This window comes from Flavobacterium hungaricum, assembly GCF_015182285.1.
In the GTDB taxonomy this organism is placed as follows: domain Bacteria; phylum Bacteroidota; class Bacteroidia; order Flavobacteriales; family Flavobacteriaceae; genus Flavobacterium; species Flavobacterium hungaricum.
Map to the genome: position 1 here is coordinate 510,585 of NZ_PRDM01000004.1, position 17,159 is coordinate 527,743.

Below are 17,159 nucleotides of genomic sequence, written 5' to 3' on the forward strand. Positions count from 1 at the left end.
AACTATTTCAGATTTGCTTTTTTACTTTCTTGTTCGATGATTTCTCTGATTTTTCGCTCTTCCCATTCTTTATCAAAAAAAGGCGCGTAATTAAAAGCTTTCAATCCGTTCATGACAATTGCAATCCCCCATCCAAATAAGCAGTACAAAAACCATAAATGTTCTGGAGATGTTGTCAGATTTACAACCATAACAATCGGATTTACTAAAACATAAACCGTCAAATGTTCGTAGAATTTCTTAATTTCTTTTACTTTTTTCTGGGCTTGATAATAACGTTCTGCCTCTGTGTAATGGAGTTCCATAATTACTTCCAATTAGGTTTATTGTTATTTTCTTTATTTAAGATTTCCCTGATTTTTCTTTCTTCCCAATCAGAGCTGTATCCAAAAACTTTAAATGCATGCATTATTATTCCAAATCCCCAGCCCAAAGCCGAAAACCAAAACCATTGAAATTTAGGTGAGTAAGTCAAATTTACAAAAATTAAAATCGGAATTACACAGCAATATGAGATCACGTTAGCATAAAATCCTTTTAATTCTTCTACTCTTTTTTTAGCTCTAAAATAAGCTCTGTTTTCGTCGTTATTATAATCTAATGTTGTTTCCATAACTGTAATTTGTTTGGTTAAAATCGGAATTCTAACAGTGAAATTTTTCTCGGTCTGATCTATTAAAACTTTTCTGTTGGTTACAATACTGTATCGATCTACAATATTCTGCAGTCCAACTCCTTTTCTGTCCTGTAATACTTCTTTCTTTTGATAATCATTTTGTATGGCGAGGTAATCTCTATCAATAAAAATTCGGATATGCAATGGTTTTTGCTCGCTTACCACATTATGTTTTACCGTGTTTTCAAGCAAAAGCTGCAATGATAACGGAACCACTTTTGCGTCTGGATTTACTCCGATTGTAGGCAGTTCGTAAAACAAACTGTTCTCAAAACGCATCTTTAAAAGATTCATGTACGTTTTTGCAAACGATAATTCATCTTCTACAGATACCAATTCTTTGTCACGCTGTTCTAAAACATAGCGGTAAATTTTGGACAAAGAAGTGGTAAATCTTTGTGCGTTGTCTGGGTTTTCTTCGATCAAAGAACTTAAAACATTCAAGCTGTTAAACAAAAAATGCGGATCGATCTGATTTTTTAAACTTTCAAATTTTGCATTGGCAGTACCCGCAATAATTTTTTGCTGTGTAACCTGGTTTTCCTGATAAATCTTGTAGAACTGCAGGGCGTGAAAAAACAGCAGCACGATAAAGGTAATTACCGAAGATCCTATATAATTTGCGCTTCTTTCGTTTGCTATAAAACTTAGAATCGTTTGTTTCTCTATTATGACTTTAATAAAAAGTCTCAACACTCCGATAACAAAAAGCGATATTAGAAAAGAACTTACAAACCCGATTATGATTCTTTTTATTGAAAAGCGGTTTTCTCTAAAAACCCTGTCTAAAAATTCAAAGAGCGCTGCATTGACGATGTACAAAACCACACTATACAGCATGCAATACAAAAAATAGATGTACAGATTCTTGTCAAAAACTGCTGTTCCAACAGAGGCAAACCGAAGCAGAAAAGTGAACATAAAAACCACTCCTCCCACTAAGAATGCTTTTAACAAATTAGGTTTTAACGTCATTCTAATACAATTGAATTATTTACAGGTTTTTTGAGTTTCTAACGCTCTTTCTAATCCCCATTTTGGAGAGAATTGCGTTTCTGGTTTAAAAGTACCAAAAAGTTCAATAGCTTTATTCACCTGAGCACATAAAGGTTTGGTATCAACACCTGTCCATTTCGCGCCTCCTAACTGATAATCCGCTTCTCCAAAAACAGCTCTCGGATTGTTTGGATCTATAGCTTTGGCTTTTGCATAAGCTTCCATCACCTTAGACGAATATTTCATTCCGTTTGTCATCGGGTCCATTACCACATAAGCAGTGTAGATTAAAGCTTGTAACACATAAAGTTCTGAATTACTTTGATCTTTGATCATTTCTACATCTAAGACGTCTTGCGCTTTTGTAAGCATCAAAGACACTTTTGTTTTGTCTTTTTCAGAAAAAGAAGCTGTAGTATTTACCAAAGCCACATAATAATTAGGAAGCCAGCTTGTTTTTTCTGCAGCGGCAATTCTTTCAAACAATTGAGAAGCCTCCGTATTTTTTCCTTCTTTCCAAAGCCCGAATGCTTTACCCATTCCTTGTTCAAATTGTGTTTGTGCAGAAACGAATAGTACTGTAAATAATGCGAATAGGGTGATGATTTTTTTCATTTTATAAATAATTAAATGGTTGTTTTTTTGTTTGCTAGTTATCCTTTTATTAATATTTAATTTCAATTTTTGAATCTTTACTGACACTAAATTTAGCATCTTTATAGGAAGGCGGCCCCATAAATCCTTTAGCATTATTAGATGCTGCATAATCTTCAGAAGGAATTCCCATCATATTTTTGTCGAGTTTTCCGTTATTATTTTCATCATGATAAGTAGAAATTGCATATTCTCCTGCCGGAAGATTTTCAAATGTTACTGCAGCCTGATTATTTTTTATTTCAGAAGAAAGACTTTTATAAATTGTTTTAAGAAATGTTCCTTCTGAATTGTACAATCCTACTTTAACGGTTCCTGTATTGTTTTTTAAACCCGAAACAGAAACAGTCAATTTTGCATTTTGAGCAGCCATTAAACTGCAGATGAACAACATGGTAATTGTAATAATTTTTGTCATGGTTATTTTTTTTTAAAGGTTCTATTTTTTTTTTTAGGTTCTAAGTTGCTGAGATTCTAAGTTGCTGAGATTCTAAGTTTTTTTCTTAGTATCTTAGAGCCTTAGCTGCTTAGTCACTTATTATTATACTTCAAAAGTATACTGATTTTAAGTCTTTTAAAATTAAATGCTGCTGAGTTGTTGATTTTGGTTACTGAATTGTTTTTTCTTGAGGTGCAAAGGTCCAGAGTTTCAAAGCAACAAAGGTCTTTTCTTTTAGGTTCAAAAAAACACAGTCAAAAAACTCTGAACCTTTGAACCTTTGCCTCTTTGAACCTAAAGATTTTTCAACTGATTCTCATTTTTATTCTGGCTGATGGTCCAGAAGAAACCTACGAAGAAAAATCGGTCTGCGGTTGGTACTACGGCTTGTCTGTTGTAAACGCCGGCCGCATCAGGAGTTTTCGCATAATCGTATCCAAAAACATTTTGAGTTCCTAATATGTTTGAAACCGAGAAATAGATAATCTTTTGAGTGGTCAATAAATAAGCCCAGTTAAAACTCAAACTGTTGTAAGACTTTGTTTTACCACTCATAAACTGAGTTTGATTTGGATCATTGTATGGACGGCCTGTTGCGAAAGTGTTTGTAAATCCAATTTGAGATTTCCAGTCTGTTATAAAATATTTAGTTACGACAGATAAATTATGATTGGCAATAAAATTTGGAGTCGCCATTGTTGGAAAGTTTTTATATTGTCTTTCAGAATCAATATACGAATACGAGATCCAATATTCTAAGTTTTTGTACAAATTGCTGTCTCTCCAAAACAAATCTAAACCTTTTGCATATCCTGAACCGTTATTATTGAAAACCGAATTGTATTGAATATCTTTTGTATCGTACTGAACTAAATTTCTGTAATCTTTATAATAAGCCTCTGCTCTAAAAGTCAGTCCTGGCTTTGTATATTGATAATTTAAAATATAATGCGAAGCACGTTCACTCTCAAACTGGTGGAATTTTGAATACTTAATATAATCAACTACTGGTGTCTGCGAAAAGTCTCCGTAAGCAAAAGAGAATTGTCCTCCTTTTGAAACTTTGTAAGCAATTGACGCTCTAGGTGCCAATCGTGATTCGTCTAAAAGGCTATTATTTGAAAAACGAAGTCCTACTTTAAGTGCTAAATTTTTTGAGAATAAAACATCTCCTTCTGTATAAGCCGCAAAAATATTAGAGTCGTAACCTGTTACGGCATTGATCGAAACATTATCATTAAAGTCTTCATTGTATTTGGTTATAAAATAATCTGTTCCAAAAGATAATTTAAAATGATCCGATACATTTTTTCTAAGTTTCAACTTCAGCTGTGCAGCATTTTCTCTACTGTCCAAATCGCTTAAATTGTATTTTATTTTGCTGTTGTTATAACCATAACTTACTCCAGATGTTAACTGCCATCCTGTTCCGATTGTACCTTTGTAAGAAGCATTTAGATAAAAATTATTGTTATTCATATCAGTTCTCACAGGATCGACAAAATTGACATTCTTCTGATTTAAATCAAATCTTTCTGAGTCAAAAGCAGCATATAATTTAAAAGTTCCGTTTACAAAATGATAACGATACACTGTTTCTCCAGAAAGCGATTGATAAGGGCTGTTCCAATCTACATTCTGCGGAATAACCGCTTGATAAGGCGCCAGATTAATATAAGCGGCATTGACACTTAACGAACTTTTATTCCATTTTTGTGTATTTCCTAAACCTAAACCAACCGTCATTAAAGAAATATCCGTTTTATTATGATCGGCTTCATCCTGCGTATTTAATAGCAAAACACTTGATAAAGCTTCTCCGTATTCTGCAGAATATCCTCCAGTTGAAAAAGAAATTCCACTGAAAAGAAAAGGAGAAAAACGACCTCTTGTAGGTAAGTTGTTGGTTGTCGCTCCGTATGGCTGCGCCACGCGAACACCGTCTACAAAAGTCTGTGTTTCGCTCGCTTCACCACCACGCACAAACAACCTTCCGTCTTCTCCAACCGACTGCGTACCTGGTAAAGTCTGCAGTGCTGCAATAATATTTCCTGCAGAACCCGCCGTAGTGACAATATCTAAAGGTTTTAAAACCGAAACTCTCGCTTTATCTCCAGATTCCAAATTTCCGGCAGTAATTACAACCGCATCCAGAGTATTCACATTCTCTTTCAGTTTTACTATTTGATCTTTATAATTGGCAACATCAATTTCTTTAGAAAAAGTTTCGAACATCAAAAAACTCACCACCAAAGTTTTATTTCCAACTTCAGTCGTTTCAAAAGAAAAATCTCCAGTTTCAGAACTTGAGGTTCCGTCGTAAGTACCGTCTATGTAAATATTGGCTCCTGCTACGGGTTTGCCTTTTTGGTCTACAACTTTACCAGAAACAATGTTTTGAGCAAAAGTAAAGGCACTCATTAATAATAATATAAAAGTAATTTTGGTTTTCATGATTAATTGTTTTTTGATGAAGCAAATGTATTTTAACATCTCCTGTTAAAAAATATAAAATAACTCAATTGTAGAAATTTGAGGATGAGTTGTAAATTACTTCTTCGTATCTTAGCTAAAGAACTAAAAAAACCGAAAAATGTCTGAAAGTAAAAGAATATCAAACCTTTACCAATCGATTTACAATGGAAATCCGTGGCTTGAAGTGAACTTAGCAAACACTTTAAAAGATGTAACAGCAGAACAGGCTTATCGAAAAACAAACCCAAATCTTAATACCATCTGGGAAATAGTCAATCATTTAATTCAATGGAGAAGAAATATTTTGCAGCGCATGGAAGGCGAAACCATTATAACTCCAGATCACAATTACTTTGTTCCGGTTTTAGATCCGTCAGATGTTGCTTGGGAACAGTCGCTGCAAACACTGGCAAAAACTCAGGAATCATGGAATGCTTTTTTGGAAAGCTTTAATGAAGAAGATTTAGCCAAAATATATGTCAATAATGGACATTCGTATTATGAACATATTCACGGTATTATTCAGCACGATGTGTATCATTTAGGACAAATTGTAATATTAAAGAAACTGCTTTAAAAATATATAATGATTAATGAAACATTAGATTTCCGATGGCAAAAGATTAAAAATGGAAAGCCGCATTTTGCCCTTATCAATCTTGAGATCAGTCCTAATGACAATCAAAACGAAATCATAGAAGAATATAGCGGTGAAGGCTGGATTGGAATGGGATACTTTGCGAGTATTCCCGCCAAAGATGTACCTGGTACAGCAGGTTTTGCCGATTGGAAAAAAGCAGTACTAAAAGGATTGCAATTTGTTTTTTCTAAAACTGAAACCCATTGGAGCGTTAGAATAAAAAAAGTGGAAGGATTAATTGCAACCGATACCAATCCTACGATTCTGGGGTATGCCACGATTTTAGCTTTTTGCAAACAAACCAATATAGAATTGGATCCTGATTTAATGAAAGCTATTGAAGATTTTACCTTTAGAAGCTGGGAAGGAAAAAACTATGAAAAAATTCCAAATTTTATGAATTTACAATATGAAGATCATTCTCATTTTTAATTTATAAAAAAGTATTTTTTGTACTATTTAATTGTAAACTAAAAACCATTCTGTCATGAAAAAATCGCTATTCTTATTCTTTTTTTTGACGATCAGCGTCGTCGGATTTTCTCAGGAAACCAAAGTTAAATACGACGAAACTTTAGCAAAATCTCTTCATGCCGACGAATACGGAATGAAAAAATATGTTTTCTGTCTTTTAAAATCCGGCACTAATACGACAGCTTCTAAAGAAGAAACCAAAAAACTCTTTGAAGGTCATATGGAAACTATTAATAAACTGGCAAAAGAAGGAAAACTGGCTGTTGCTGGGCCTTTTATGAAAAACGACCGAAATTATCGAGGCATTTATATTTTTAATGTAGAAACTGCAGCAGAAGCAGAAGCTCTTGTTGCAACAGATCCCGCCATTAAAGCAAAATTATTAGAAGCCGAATTAACGCCTTGGTATTGTTCTGCCGCTTTGCAGGAAATTCCGGAAATTCATGAAAAAATTACCAAGACGAAAATGTAAATCACTTCTCCAATTCAAATCAGTAAAACAAATGAGCAGCTTAGTCCTGAAAATTTTAAAAAATACAGTATTCGTGATGCTGTTTTTTATGATAAGTTGTTCCGAAAAAAAAATTACCACAGTATCTGAGGAAACTAATGTAATTGTAAAAAAAATAGAAAAAATAAATATTTTAATGGGATCGATAGCAGGTTTTGCTGCCATAAAACCCGAGCAATATGAAAATTTTGAAGCGTTAAAAGAAACCGCTTCAAAAGAAGAATTACTACTGCTGACCAATCATTCTAATGCTGTTGTTCGATGTTATTCTTTTTGGGCATTAGCACAATGTAGAAATGTAGATTTATTTTCTATAGTAAAAGCGCATATAAATGATACCACTCAAGTAGCAACGGAGTTTAGCTGTCTTCTTTCTTCAGAAAAAACAAGTGATTTTTACATTAATCTTGTTAACCCTAAATATGAAAATTTTGAAGTCAGGCAATTAAGCGAAGAAGAATTCAATAAATTGGATAGTATTTTAATTCTTAAAAAACAGGGACAATTCTCTAGATGAAATCCTGAAAAAGAATAATTTAAAATTATGAAAACAGAAAAAGAAAAAATGATCACAGGCGAATATTACAATGCCTTTGATCCAGAATTAGTAAAGGGACGCCGTACTGCAAAAAATCTGCTGCACAGCTTAAATGTAAAAGAATACAGAGTTACCAAAAAAGCAAAAGAAATCCTTAAAGAACTGATTCCGAATGCTGGAGCTGGTTTGTATATCGAACCGCCGTTTCACTGCGATTACGGTTATAATATTATTGCAGGCGAAAACGTTTATTTTAATGTAAACTGCGTTGTGCTGGATTGCGCACCCGTAACGATAGGGTCAAATGTTTTTATTGCTCCAAACGTGCAGATTTATACCGCATCACATCCGCTTGACGCCGAATTGAGAAAAACACTGGAAAATGCGTATCCAGTGACAATTGGAGATGATTGCTGGATTGGCGGCAACTCGGTAATCTGCCCTGGCGTAACCATCGGAAAAGGCTGTGTAATTGGTGCTGGATCTGTCGTTACAAAAGATATTCCAGACAATTCATTAGCAGTTGGAAATCCAGCAAAAGTAATTCGAAAATTAAATAAATGACCTGAATAAATTTAATATCTTTAAAAATTAATTTTTGAGAAAATCTTAAAAGATTGAAGAATATTTTTGTTACACATAACTACATAATGACTATAACGATTCCAAATGATATTAGAAGTGAATTTGAAGGCTATAATTACATAATAACTTGGATAAACAAATATAAAAATGTAAAAAATACAGAAATTATTTTTGATTTTGGAAGAGTGACATTTCTTGAAGCAAATTTATGTGCTTTAATTGGTACAATTTTTGAAATGTTGGAGTCAAACAATAATATCATAAGCATTATCAATATTCAACCACAAGTGGAAACTATTCTTAGGAAGAATGAGTTTTTACTTCCTTTTGGTTTTAATAAAATTACTGACTATAATGATACTGTACTTAGATATCGAAAATTTACTCCAACTGACGATTTAGGTTTCAATAATTATATACATAATGAATTATTAAATAAAAGACAGTTCCCTTCTCACAGCGAGAAATTAGGAAAAGAAATTACTAGAAATATTTTTGAAATTTATGAGAATGCTAGAACGCATGGACAATGTGACTATATTCATAGTTGTGGTCAATTTTATCCCAATAAACTTAATAAACCTCTATATTTTACAATAGTAGACAAAGGAGTTAACATAAAACAAAATGTCTCAGCTTTTTTTAATCAAGATATTGATGCCGCAAATGCAATTGAATGGGCAATGAAAAAAGGTAATACTACTAAAAGTGGTGATACCTCAGGAGGATTAGGTTTGGCTGTAATTTTTGAATTTATAAAACATAATAAAGGTAAAATTCAAATTATTTCATCAAATGGTTTTTATGAATATAAAAATGAAAATACAACTAAGAGAAAACTCACTACAATTTTTGAAGGAACAATTGTTAACATCAAATTCAATTTAAATGATTCTAATTACTATTCATTAGTAAATGAAGAAGAAGATTTTGAAAATATTTTTTAAAAATTAAATTTATATATAACTATTAATGATAATAAAAACAACCATGAAACATCTAATTATTAAGGATATAATTAATTCAGAATTGGCTGTATCAACCGAAAATGGAGAAAAAGTTTTCAAGCTTATAGATTCATATTTACAAAAAAAAGAAAAAGTGGAACTTGATTTTGTTGGTATTTCCATAATGATCACGGCTTTTTTAAATGCTGCAATTGGAAAATTGTACGGAAAAAAAGAATATACACCTGATTTTTTAAATGAATATCTAAAACTCAAAAATGTAGAATTAGAAGATCGAAGTTTATTTAAAGATGTTATTCAAAGAGCTAAAGAATATTTTGCAAATAAAGAAGATTTTGAAAAAAATTCTAATAATGCGATATATGGCAACGATTAAATTACAAGATTTTAAAATTGGTTTTTCTGATCAATTCTTTTTTGACACTAATATTTGGCTTTTACTTTTTGGAACTGTTGCGGACTTTCAGAGTAAAGATCAAAAGGTATACTCTAAGCTTTTAGAAGAGTTAATAATTAAAGACAAACCTATATACATTTCCTCTACAGTTATCTCAGAGTATGCAAATGTCTTGTTACGAAGAGATTACGACCAATGGATATCAATAAAAAAAATGGTAAATGCAAAATTCAAAGTCGATTTTGTAGGAAGCGAAGCATATAAAAACTCTGTTGACGTTATTACAAAATCAATAAATAAGATTTTAAAACTACCTAACATACAGCCTGTTTCAGATAGTTTCCATTGTATAAATGTAAATAATATAATCGAAAATTTAAAAATTGTAGATTTTAATGATTCATACATGTTGGAGCTATCCACACTTAACAATTATAAAATTGTTACCAATGATAAAGATTTTCAAAAAATAAATACAAAAATTGATATCATTACTTCCCAAATTTAATAGTTTTCACTTTTATGCTTACCCTTAACAAAGTTCATCACATTGCTATTTTATGTTCTGATTATGAAAAATCAAAATACTTCTACACACAGATTCTCGGCCTTACAATTATAAGAGAAATATATCGTGAAGAACGTCAGTCTTATAAGTTGGATCTGGCTTTGAACGGTTCTTATGTTGTTGAATTATTTTCATTTCCAAATCCGCCTCAAAGACCTTCGAGACCAGAAGCGGTTGGTTTACGTCATTTGGCTTTTGAGGTAATCAATCTGGATGAAACCGTAGCTTTTTTAGATTCTAAAAACATAGAAGCAGAACCCATCCGAATTGACGAAACCACTGAAAAGCGTTTTACGTTTATTGCCGATCCCGATTTACTGCCGATTGAGTTTTATGAGAGATAGGCCTTAAGGTGCAGAGGTGCAAAGTTTTTTAGTTAAAATTATTTAATTGCCTCCAGCTTTACCTGAAGGTATGCAAATAGAACAGTAAAAGGCTTTAGCCAAACATGTGAATTGTTTGGCTAAAGCCTTTTTAAGCCTGAGACTTTAAATCCTCCAGCTAAAGCTGGAGGCAATTGAGTTATTCCTCTTCACCTTTCTGCCTCTGCACCTCTGCACCTTTGTACCTCTGCACCTTTGTACCTCTGCACCTCTGTACCTTTGAACCTTTGAACCTTTGAACCTTTGAACCTAAATAAGCGATATACAAAGAAAAAACACTGAAAGAATTTTCCTGTTTTTACCAGTTTTAACACATTATATTGCTTATTTTCTATAAAAAACCGAATTTGATTCTTAATTTTGTAATCCGTATAAAAAAAATGCGATCCCTTCTGATGAACAAAACAGCGCAAATCAAAAAAAATCATCAATTTATTAAATTCCAAAAATTAGTAATTGTTTCTATTTTAATTGGCTTTCTTTCTGCTTTTCTCGGAATTTCATTAAAAAAAATAACCGAATATTACGAAGAAATCTTCTTTCATGAAGTTACCGTAAATCCGATTTTCTATGTTATTTTTCCCGTTTTCGGATTGTCTGTCATTTATTTTTTGAGACAATATCTTTTTAAGAAAAAAGAAAACAAAGGGATTAAAGAAGTATTTGAAAGTACGGCATCCAATTCAAAAAATCTTCCTTCGTATAAAATTCCATCTCATTTTATTAATGGTTTATTGACTGTCATTTTTGGAGGTTCAACAGGAATCGAAGTTTCTACTGTAGTTGCCACGGCGACCATTGGATCTGTTGCTCACGAAAAAGAAAATATTTTTCGCCGTTATAAAACCGAATTAATCTGTGCAGGTGTTGCAGCGGGAGTCACAGCACTTTTCAGCAGTCCAATAGCCGGGATTTTGTTTGCTTATGAAGTTATTTCAAGAAAAGTAACTCGAGCTTTTTTAATTTCTAACATCATTGCCGTTTCGATTGCATTTGGTTTATTAACGATCTTAAAAGAAAAACCATTATTTGCCGTTTCGGTTACAACCTGGCATCTTAAAGCGATTCCGTATTTCATTCTTTTAGGAATTTTGGCCGGAATGAATTCTGTTTACCTGACACGCTGCGTGTTGTTTTTCAAATCTCAATTCGGAAAAATCGATAAACATTATTATAAAATCATTTTAGGTTCTATTGTATTGAGTGTTTCTTTATTTGTATTTCCACAATTATACGGAGAAGGATATCATGCCATTAAAAGCAGTTTTATCGCTTCCAACCAAATCATGACACTGACTTTGGCCTTAACATTCATCGGGATTTTAATTTTAAAACCTATCGTAACTTCTATAACGCTGGCTTCTGGCGGAGACGGCGGTGTTTTTGCTCCAAGTCTTTTTATTGGTGCTTTTTTAGGACTTTCGCTGGCTTCCATCTTAAATACCTTTTTTGGTCTGCAGATGATTCCGGTAAACTTTATGATTATAGGAATGGCTGCTGTTTTAAGCGCTAGCATTCACGCTCCATTTACAGCGATATTTTTAGTTTGCGGTTTAACGAATAATTACACCTTGTTTTTCCCTATTTTGGTAGTTTGTCTGATTTCAAAATATACCGCAAAAACAATCTATCCGTATACCGTATATAGTTATTCTCCAAGTTTAATCAAATAATTTACGATTGCAGACTCTCTAAAGATTTAATCTTAACCATAATTTATCAAAAGCAAAATATATTAAAAAACATACTGGCTGATTTTTTTGAGTAATTTTAATATTCTTTGAAAATCACTCCTTTGTTCAACATACATTACACAGCAAAATAATACCACATTATGCCAACGCCAAAAATAAAAAGAAGCTATCGAAAAACACGTTACATACTTTATAAGGAAACTTTAATTGATTATAAAGAACATTTTTGGTCCTTTTTAGGTTCTTTTGTCGGAATCGGAGTTCTGGCTTATTTTCAATCCATGCATTTTTCAGGCAGTGATGCTGTTTATTTAATTGGATCTTTTGGAGCGTCAAGCGTTTTGGTTTACGGAATCATTCAAAGTCCGTTTTCGCAGCCCAGAAATTTAGTCGGCGGTCATGTAATTTCAGCTTTTGTTGGTGTAACGGTTCATAAATTAGTTCCAGACATTATGTATATTGCCGCTCCTTTGGCGGTTTCTATTGCCATAATTTTAATGCAGATTACCAAAACACTGCATCCGCCGGGAGGCGCCACTGCTTTAATCGCTGTTATTGGGACAGAAAAAGTAAAATCACTAGGTTATTTATACGTGCTTTCTCCTGTTTTAAGCGGCGTGCTTATTTTACTTTTAACCGCTTTGATTTTTAACAACATGACTTCAAGCAGAAGTTATCCGAGCCATAGTACTTATCATAAACAGTATCATAAGATCAGAAAAAGATTGATTGGGAGATAATGATTATATCGCTTAGCCTGACAAATAATTACGTCGAGATTTAACGCAAAGATCGCTAAGTTTTTTTAAGAAATCATTTTTAGGCAATTTAAAAGTTCGCAAAGCCTTATAAACACCAAGCTTTGCGAACTTTTTTTTCATAAAAAAACAACATATAAATAACTTTGCGTGCTTTGCGGTAAATTTTGACAACACCAAGCTTTGCGAACTTTTTTACAAATCTTGAAGATAAAAAAATTTAGCGCGCTTTGCAGTAAATTTTCAATAAAAATCTGACATGAAAATCTTTTCAACAAATCACAATTCACAATTCATATTTCGTTAATTTAATTTTACCTTTGACCTCTCAATAAAAACAAAGATTATGGTTTATAAATTTAGAGTTATTCTAGACGCCGAAGAAGATATTTTTAGAGATATTGCAATTCTTGAAGAAGATACACTTGAAGATTTACACAATGCAATCTTCAACGCTTTTGGTTTTGACGGATCTGAAGTGGCTTCGTTTTATACTTGCGATGAAACGTGGAATCAGGAAGATGAAATTCCACTTTTTGACACAGGCGACGTTCCGGGCGAAATTAGAACGATGAACGATTATCCATTATCTAGTATCTTAGACAAAGAAAATACTAAAATCATCTATGTTTACGATTTCATCAGCATGTGGACTTTCTTAGTAGAATTGGCTGCAATCGAAGAAGAAGCTGTTGGGGCGGTTTATCCAGAAACTTTATTCGCACACGGCGAAATGCCAGACGAAGCCATAGAAAAAAACTTTGAAGCCGATATGCACGACGATATCTACGGAGAATTTGAAGACGATCTGGACGAAGATGATCTCGACATGTTCGAAGGCGACGACAGCTTTGAAGATTTTGGATTTGAGGAGAATTGGAATTAATTTTTTTGAGGTACAGAGGTTCAAAGAGGCAAAGGTACAGAGGTTTTTATTTAAAATCCCAGATTGCTTAATGTAAGAATATTTTTATTTTTGTATTTAATTTTTTAAATATAAAATATGAATACTTTTAGAGACCTTTTGATTTGGCAGAAGTCAATGAACTTAGTTACTGAAATTTACCAATTAACAAATTCATTTCCCAAAGAAGAAATTTATGGATTATCTTCACAAATTAGGAGAAGTTCAATATCAATACCCAGTAACATTGCTGAAGGTTATGGCCGAGATGGAAATAATGATTATTTGAGATTTCTAAATATTTCGATGTCATCCTTATTTGAAATGCAGACGCAGCTGGAAATTTCATTCAATTTAAAATATACAACCGAGTATCAATTCAATAAAATAAATGGAGAAACCAGAGAAATAGAACGAATGTTAAGTGCTTTTATTAGAAAAATAAAAGACAGAAAGTAACCTTTGTTCCTTTGAACCTTTGCAACTCTGAACCTAAATAAATACATGATAAATCTTTTCAACACCCACATCGAGACGCTTGCGATACACCGCGTAGGAAACAAAAGCCGTAACGAAGCGATTTTTTTATCAGAGCAGCCATTTAACTTAAATGACGAAATTGTTCCTTTGATAAAAGAATACTTTTTTAAACCTTTTAGAGAAAAAGAAGAAAACTATTATCAGTTTGCGCACGAAGTGGATTTGGATTACAATGACATGTTCAAATACGCGACTGAAATTTTTACGAATCCATCCAATATTCAGGAGGTTTCTAAAAACATTACGAAACATTTGTATGAGCAGTCCAACCATCCGCATATTAAAAACGGAGAGGTTTATGTAACGTATTTGACGAATTTAAGTATTGACAATAACGTCGTTGATGCAATCGGAATTTTCAAAAGCGAATTACAAGCAGACTTTTTACAATTTGAAGAAAAAGACAGCAACCTGGAAATGATTTTGCAGCAAGGTATCAACCTGAGCAAATTGGATAAGGGATGTTTGATCTTCAATTACAAAAAAGAAGAAGGATATAAAATCCTTACTGTAGACAGTAACCGTTACGATGCGCGTTACTGGCTGGAGCACTTTTTATCTGTAGATGCATTTGAAGACGAGAATTTCATCACTAAAAAATATTTGAAGTTCTGCCAGAACTTCGCCAAAGATGTCGTTTTACCGGCAGAAGACAAGAAAGAGGAAGTAATGTTTATGAACCGATCTGTGAATTATTTTGCAAAAAATGATCAGTTTGAAGAGCAGAATTTCTTGAATGAAGTACTAGACAACCCTGATTTGATTCCTGAATTTAAAAACTATAAAGTTGATAAAGGAGAAAAATACAGCATCGAAGATGTAACTACATTCCCTATTGCCAACGCAGCAGTTTCTGATGCTAGAAAATCGATTAAAAACGTAATCAATCTGGATACTCATATTCAGATTAAAATGGATTTTATCAACCCTGAAAGCGCTGAAAAATTTGTTGAAAAAGGCTGGGATGAAGAAAAACAAATGTATTACTACTTAGTGTATTTCAATAAAGAAGAAAAAAGCTAAGAAGTTTTCATTTTCTATTACTTACTTACAACACAAAAAACGGCAGTTACAAAATGTAATTGCCGTTTTTTATTTCTTTATAGTTTTGATACATTAACTGAAGTAAGGAGCAATACAAAAAGCCTAGAAAAATTTAAACGAAAAGACCGCTAAGTTTATTTTTAAACTCGGTTTATTTCTTTATACAAAAAAGTTCGCAAAGCGATATGTATAAAGCTTTGCGAACTCTTTGCGTTTGTTTGAAATCTTAAATAAAAATCTTTGCGTTCTTTGCGTTAAAATAATTAGTTTAGAGATGAATTTTCTACAGCATTTAGTTATTGAAGCATTATGAATTAAAACAAAATAAACATAGCTTTTAGAATATCATCATAAACTTGTTTGTTTTTTTCGCCGGCTCTTGCCAAAACCCGAATTCCAGAATAATTATTGAAAACAAATCTGGCGAGCGTAAGCGCATCTAGTTTTGTCGAAATTTGTCCTGCCTCCTGACCTTTTTTTACGGCTTTTAGAAAAACATCTTCCATCGTTTGCCGATTATCGCTTACGATTTTGGCAATTTCTTCGTCATGCATGGCAAGTTCTACTGATGAATTCACCATAAAACAACCTTTTGTAATTCGGTCTTCCAGACTTTCTAGTACAGCTTGTTTAAAGATTTGAGTAAAAGCTTCTTTAACATCTTCAGATTCTTCCAAAAGTTTTATAACCGCATCTTGTCCTTGCTTCTGATAGCGCTTTAAAGCCGTGACAAACAATTTTTGTTTATCACCAAAAGTATCGTACAAACTCGAACGGCTCAATCCTAAATGTGTTACTAAATCCTGTGCCGAAGTTCCGTTATATCCTTTGTGCCAAAAAATTTCAACCGCTTTGTCTAAGACTTTATCTTCATTAAATTCTTTTGTTCTAGCCATGACTTCAAAATTTAAATTACTTTGTAAAGATACAAAAAATACGGAACAATCGTTCCCGAATTAAAGCAAAAAATTAAACCACTGCGTTTACTGTAAGACCTCCGTCTACAACAATCTCTGTTCCTGTAATAAACGATGAATCGTCTGACGCAAGAAATGCAACTGTTTTTCCAATTTCTGAAGCCTGCCCAAAACGTTTCAATAAAATTTTATCGCTCAAAACTGCTCCAAAGCCTTCTACTTCTTCTTTTTCTAAACCTAGTTTTCCATAAAGCGGCGTTTCAACAGGTCCAGGAGAAACGGCATTGATTCTAATTTTTCTTGGAGCTAATTCTGTTGCAAATACTCTGTTTAAAGATAAAAGTGCCGCCTTACTTGCTGCATACACACTAGAATTTGGCATACCAACACTGGCGTTTACAGAAGTATTTAAGATGATGGAAGCACCGTCATTTAATATTGGAAGCAATTTTTGAAGTGTAAAATAAACTCCTTTTACATTTACGTTCATGATTGAATCATAATGTTCTTCTGAAGCCAATTCTAGAGGAGCAAATGAGGCGATTCCAGCATTTAAAAATACAGTATCTACTTTTCCAAATTTCGAACCTACTTCGGCAACCAGATTATCTATCGATTTTAAATCGGATTGATCTGCTGCAATTCCAGTAACGTTCAATTCTTTTTCTGCTTTATCCAAAGATTCTCTGTTTCTTCCGGTTACAATTACTTTGGCACCTCTTTCTGCTAATACAGCTGCTGCTGCATATCCAATTCCGCTGTTTCCTCCAGTTACTATAGCAACTTTATTTTCTAAATTTTTCATTTTTAAATGTTTTTAAGTTATTGATTATTCAATTATTATGGTACAAAGATATAATAACGGAACGATCGTTCCGTTATTTATAATGTTAATTTTTAGTTAAAATAATTTACTTCAGATTATTATCCTTGAAAACAAAGGGTTCTTGCCTATTGATGCATAAACTAAAGCAATAGCATTTTGTTAAACTATCTTA

The 17,159-nt window shown here is 32.8% G+C and carries 21 protein-coding genes; 14 read left to right on the forward strand and 7 right to left on the reverse strand.

The features are described from left to right. Window positions 1-2: 2 nt before the first annotated feature. From C4F50_RS18445 to C4F50_RS18465, 5 genes are all read right to left on the reverse strand, one after another. Window positions 3-305 (reverse strand): 2TM domain-containing protein, encoded by a 303-nt coding sequence (locus C4F50_RS18445; protein WP_194140122.1) that lies wholly within the window; start codon window positions 303-305, stop codon window positions 3-5. 2 nt (window positions 306-307) lie between these two features. After that, window positions 308-1,651, reverse strand: a complete 1,344-nt coding sequence (locus tag C4F50_RS18450) for a histidine kinase (RefSeq protein WP_194140123.1) — start codon at window positions 1,649-1,651, stop codon at window positions 308-310. A gap of 15 nt (window positions 1,652-1,666) precedes the next feature. Next, window positions 1,667-2,287, reverse strand: coding sequence for a hypothetical protein (locus C4F50_RS18455; RefSeq protein WP_194140124.1), 621 nt, complete (start codon window positions 2,285-2,287; stop codon window positions 1,667-1,669). A gap of 49 nt (window positions 2,288-2,336) precedes the next feature. Continuing rightward, window positions 2,337-2,744 (reverse strand): DUF2141 domain-containing protein, encoded by a 408-nt coding sequence (locus C4F50_RS18460; protein WP_194140125.1) that lies wholly within the window; start codon window positions 2,742-2,744, stop codon window positions 2,337-2,339. 315 nt (window positions 2,745-3,059) lie between these two features. Continuing rightward, the gene (locus C4F50_RS18465; RefSeq protein WP_194140126.1) at window positions 3,060-5,219 is read right to left on the reverse strand and encodes a TonB-dependent receptor; all 2,160 of its coding nucleotides are present in this window, start codon (window positions 5,217-5,219) and stop codon (window positions 3,060-3,062) included. Window positions 5,220-5,358: 139 nt separating this feature from the next. On the opposite strand from C4F50_RS18465, the gene C4F50_RS18470 reads away from it, so the two are divergent. The 14 genes from C4F50_RS18470 (at window position 5,359) to C4F50_RS18535 (ending at window position 15,223) form a co-directional block, all read left to right on the forward strand. Next, a complete protein-coding gene (locus C4F50_RS18470) occupies window positions 5,359-5,817 on the forward strand; it encodes a DinB family protein (protein ID WP_194140127.1) in 459 nt (152 codons plus the stop codon). A gap of 9 nt (window positions 5,818-5,826) precedes the next feature. Then, a complete protein-coding gene (locus C4F50_RS18475; protein ID WP_194140128.1) occupies window positions 5,827-6,312 on the forward strand; it encodes a hypothetical protein in 486 nt (161 codons plus the stop codon). Between the two features lie 55 nt (window positions 6,313-6,367). Next, complete coding sequence (locus C4F50_RS18480; protein WP_194140129.1) at window positions 6,368-6,826, forward strand: YciI family protein; 459 nt, start codon at window positions 6,368-6,370, stop codon at window positions 6,824-6,826. Window positions 6,827-7,001: 175 nt separating this feature from the next. Then, window positions 7,002-7,382 carry a hypothetical protein gene (locus C4F50_RS18485; RefSeq protein WP_194140130.1) on the forward strand — a complete coding sequence of 127 codons (381 nt, stop codon included), beginning with the start codon at window positions 7,002-7,004 and terminating at the stop codon, window positions 7,380-7,382. Between the two features lie 27 nt (window positions 7,383-7,409). After that, the gene (locus tag C4F50_RS18490) at window positions 7,410-7,967 is read left to right on the forward strand and encodes a sugar O-acetyltransferase (protein ID WP_194140131.1); all 558 of its coding nucleotides are present in this window, start codon (window positions 7,410-7,412) and stop codon (window positions 7,965-7,967) included. A gap of 86 nt (window positions 7,968-8,053) precedes the next feature. Further along, window positions 8,054-8,935, forward strand: a complete 882-nt coding sequence (locus tag C4F50_RS18495; protein ID WP_194140132.1) for an ATP-binding protein — start codon at window positions 8,054-8,056, stop codon at window positions 8,933-8,935. Window positions 8,936-8,978: 43 nt separating this feature from the next. Continuing rightward, window positions 8,979-9,332 (forward strand): STAS-like domain-containing protein, encoded by a 354-nt coding sequence (locus C4F50_RS18500; RefSeq protein ID WP_194140133.1) that lies wholly within the window; start codon window positions 8,979-8,981, stop codon window positions 9,330-9,332. Then, window positions 9,319-9,861, forward strand: a complete 543-nt coding sequence (locus tag C4F50_RS18505) for a type II toxin-antitoxin system VapC family toxin (RefSeq protein WP_194140134.1) — start codon at window positions 9,319-9,321, stop codon at window positions 9,859-9,861. The genes C4F50_RS18500 and C4F50_RS18505 overlap by 14 nt, the downstream gene beginning before the upstream one ends. Window positions 9,862-9,875: 14 nt before the next feature. Continuing rightward, window positions 9,876-10,265, forward strand: a complete 390-nt coding sequence (gloA2, locus tag C4F50_RS18510; protein WP_194140135.1) for an SMU1112c/YaeR family gloxylase I-like metalloprotein — start codon at window positions 9,876-9,878, stop codon at window positions 10,263-10,265. A gap of 434 nt (window positions 10,266-10,699) precedes the next feature. Beyond that, entirely contained in the window at window positions 10,700-11,977 is a 1,278-nt protein-coding gene (locus C4F50_RS18515; RefSeq protein WP_194140136.1) for a chloride channel protein, read from the forward strand. A 161-nt stretch (window positions 11,978-12,138) separates the two neighbouring features. Continuing rightward, the gene (locus C4F50_RS18520) at window positions 12,139-12,738 is read left to right on the forward strand and encodes an HPP family protein (RefSeq protein ID WP_194140137.1); all 600 of its coding nucleotides are present in this window, start codon (window positions 12,139-12,141) and stop codon (window positions 12,736-12,738) included. Window positions 12,739-13,102: 364 nt separating this feature from the next. Beyond that, window positions 13,103-13,642, forward strand: coding sequence for an IS1096 element passenger TnpR family protein (locus C4F50_RS18525; RefSeq protein ID WP_194140138.1), 540 nt, complete (start codon window positions 13,103-13,105; stop codon window positions 13,640-13,642). A 117-nt stretch (window positions 13,643-13,759) separates the two neighbouring features. Beyond that, window positions 13,760-14,119 (forward strand): four helix bundle protein, encoded by a 360-nt coding sequence (locus tag C4F50_RS18530; protein WP_194140139.1) that lies wholly within the window; start codon window positions 13,760-13,762, stop codon window positions 14,117-14,119. A gap of 45 nt (window positions 14,120-14,164) precedes the next feature. Further along, window positions 14,165-15,223, forward strand: a complete 1,059-nt coding sequence (locus tag C4F50_RS18535; protein ID WP_194140140.1) for a nucleoid-associated protein — start codon at window positions 14,165-14,167, stop codon at window positions 15,221-15,223. A gap of 335 nt (window positions 15,224-15,558) precedes the next feature. Here the strand turns inward: C4F50_RS18535 and C4F50_RS18540 are convergent, their stop codons facing one another. Both C4F50_RS18540 and C4F50_RS18545 read right to left on the reverse strand, forming a co-directional pair. Continuing rightward, on the reverse strand, window positions 15,559-16,140 hold the full coding sequence (locus C4F50_RS18540) for a TetR/AcrR family transcriptional regulator (protein WP_194140141.1): 582 nt from the start codon (window positions 16,138-16,140) through the stop codon (window positions 15,559-15,561). A 73-nt stretch (window positions 16,141-16,213) separates the two neighbouring features. Then, window positions 16,214-16,966 carry an SDR family oxidoreductase gene (locus C4F50_RS18545; RefSeq protein WP_194140142.1) on the reverse strand — a complete coding sequence of 251 codons (753 nt, stop codon included), beginning with the start codon at window positions 16,964-16,966 and terminating at the stop codon, window positions 16,214-16,216. Window positions 16,967-17,159: the final 193 nt, after the last annotated feature.

What these genes read in the sequence shown, in the direction of transcription:
- C4F50_RS18445 (WP_194140122.1), bottom strand. Translation starts at nt 305, where the DNA reads ATGGAACTCCATTACACAGAGGCAGAACGTTATTATCAAGCCCAGAAA.
- C4F50_RS18450 (WP_194140123.1), bottom strand. Translation starts at nt 1,651, where the DNA reads ATGACGTTAAAACCTAATTTGTTAAAAGCATTCTTAGTGGGAGGAGTG.
- C4F50_RS18455 (WP_194140124.1), bottom strand. Translation starts at nt 2,287, where the DNA reads ATGAAAAAAATCATCACCCTATTCGCATTATTTACAGTACTATTCGTT.
- C4F50_RS18460 (WP_194140125.1), bottom strand. Translation starts at nt 2,744, where the DNA reads ATGACAAAAATTATTACAATTACCATGTTGTTCATCTGCAGTTTAATG.
- C4F50_RS18465 (WP_194140126.1), bottom strand. Translation starts at nt 5,219, where the DNA reads ATGAAAACCAAAATTACTTTTATATTATTATTAATGAGTGCCTTTACT.
- C4F50_RS18470 (WP_194140127.1), top strand. Translation starts at nt 5,359, where the DNA reads ATGTCTGAAAGTAAAAGAATATCAAACCTTTACCAATCGATTTACAAT.
- C4F50_RS18475 (WP_194140128.1), top strand. Translation starts at nt 5,827, where the DNA reads ATGATTAATGAAACATTAGATTTCCGATGGCAAAAGATTAAAAATGGA.
- C4F50_RS18480 (WP_194140129.1), top strand. Translation starts at nt 6,368, where the DNA reads ATGAAAAAATCGCTATTCTTATTCTTTTTTTTGACGATCAGCGTCGTC.
- C4F50_RS18485 (WP_194140130.1), top strand. Translation starts at nt 7,002, where the DNA reads ATGGGATCGATAGCAGGTTTTGCTGCCATAAAACCCGAGCAATATGAA.
- C4F50_RS18490 (WP_194140131.1), top strand. Translation starts at nt 7,410, where the DNA reads ATGAAAACAGAAAAAGAAAAAATGATCACAGGCGAATATTACAATGCC.
- C4F50_RS18495 (WP_194140132.1), top strand. Translation starts at nt 8,054, where the DNA reads ATGACTATAACGATTCCAAATGATATTAGAAGTGAATTTGAAGGCTAT.
- C4F50_RS18500 (WP_194140133.1), top strand. Translation starts at nt 8,979, where the DNA reads ATGAAACATCTAATTATTAAGGATATAATTAATTCAGAATTGGCTGTA.
- C4F50_RS18505 (WP_194140134.1), top strand. Translation starts at nt 9,319, where the DNA reads ATGGCAACGATTAAATTACAAGATTTTAAAATTGGTTTTTCTGATCAA.
- gloA2 (WP_194140135.1), top strand. Translation starts at nt 9,876, where the DNA reads ATGCTTACCCTTAACAAAGTTCATCACATTGCTATTTTATGTTCTGAT.
- C4F50_RS18515 (WP_194140136.1), top strand. Translation starts at nt 10,700, where the DNA reads ATGAACAAAACAGCGCAAATCAAAAAAAATCATCAATTTATTAAATTC.
- C4F50_RS18520 (WP_194140137.1), top strand. Translation starts at nt 12,139, where the DNA reads ATGCCAACGCCAAAAATAAAAAGAAGCTATCGAAAAACACGTTACATA.
- C4F50_RS18525 (WP_194140138.1), top strand. Translation starts at nt 13,103, where the DNA reads ATGGTTTATAAATTTAGAGTTATTCTAGACGCCGAAGAAGATATTTTT.
- C4F50_RS18530 (WP_194140139.1), top strand. Translation starts at nt 13,760, where the DNA reads ATGAATACTTTTAGAGACCTTTTGATTTGGCAGAAGTCAATGAACTTA.
- C4F50_RS18535 (WP_194140140.1), top strand. Translation starts at nt 14,165, where the DNA reads ATGATAAATCTTTTCAACACCCACATCGAGACGCTTGCGATACACCGC.
- C4F50_RS18540 (WP_194140141.1), bottom strand. Translation starts at nt 16,140, where the DNA reads ATGGCTAGAACAAAAGAATTTAATGAAGATAAAGTCTTAGACAAAGCG.
- C4F50_RS18545 (WP_194140142.1), bottom strand. Translation starts at nt 16,966, where the DNA reads ATGAAAAATTTAGAAAATAAAGTTGCTATAGTAACTGGAGGAAACAGC.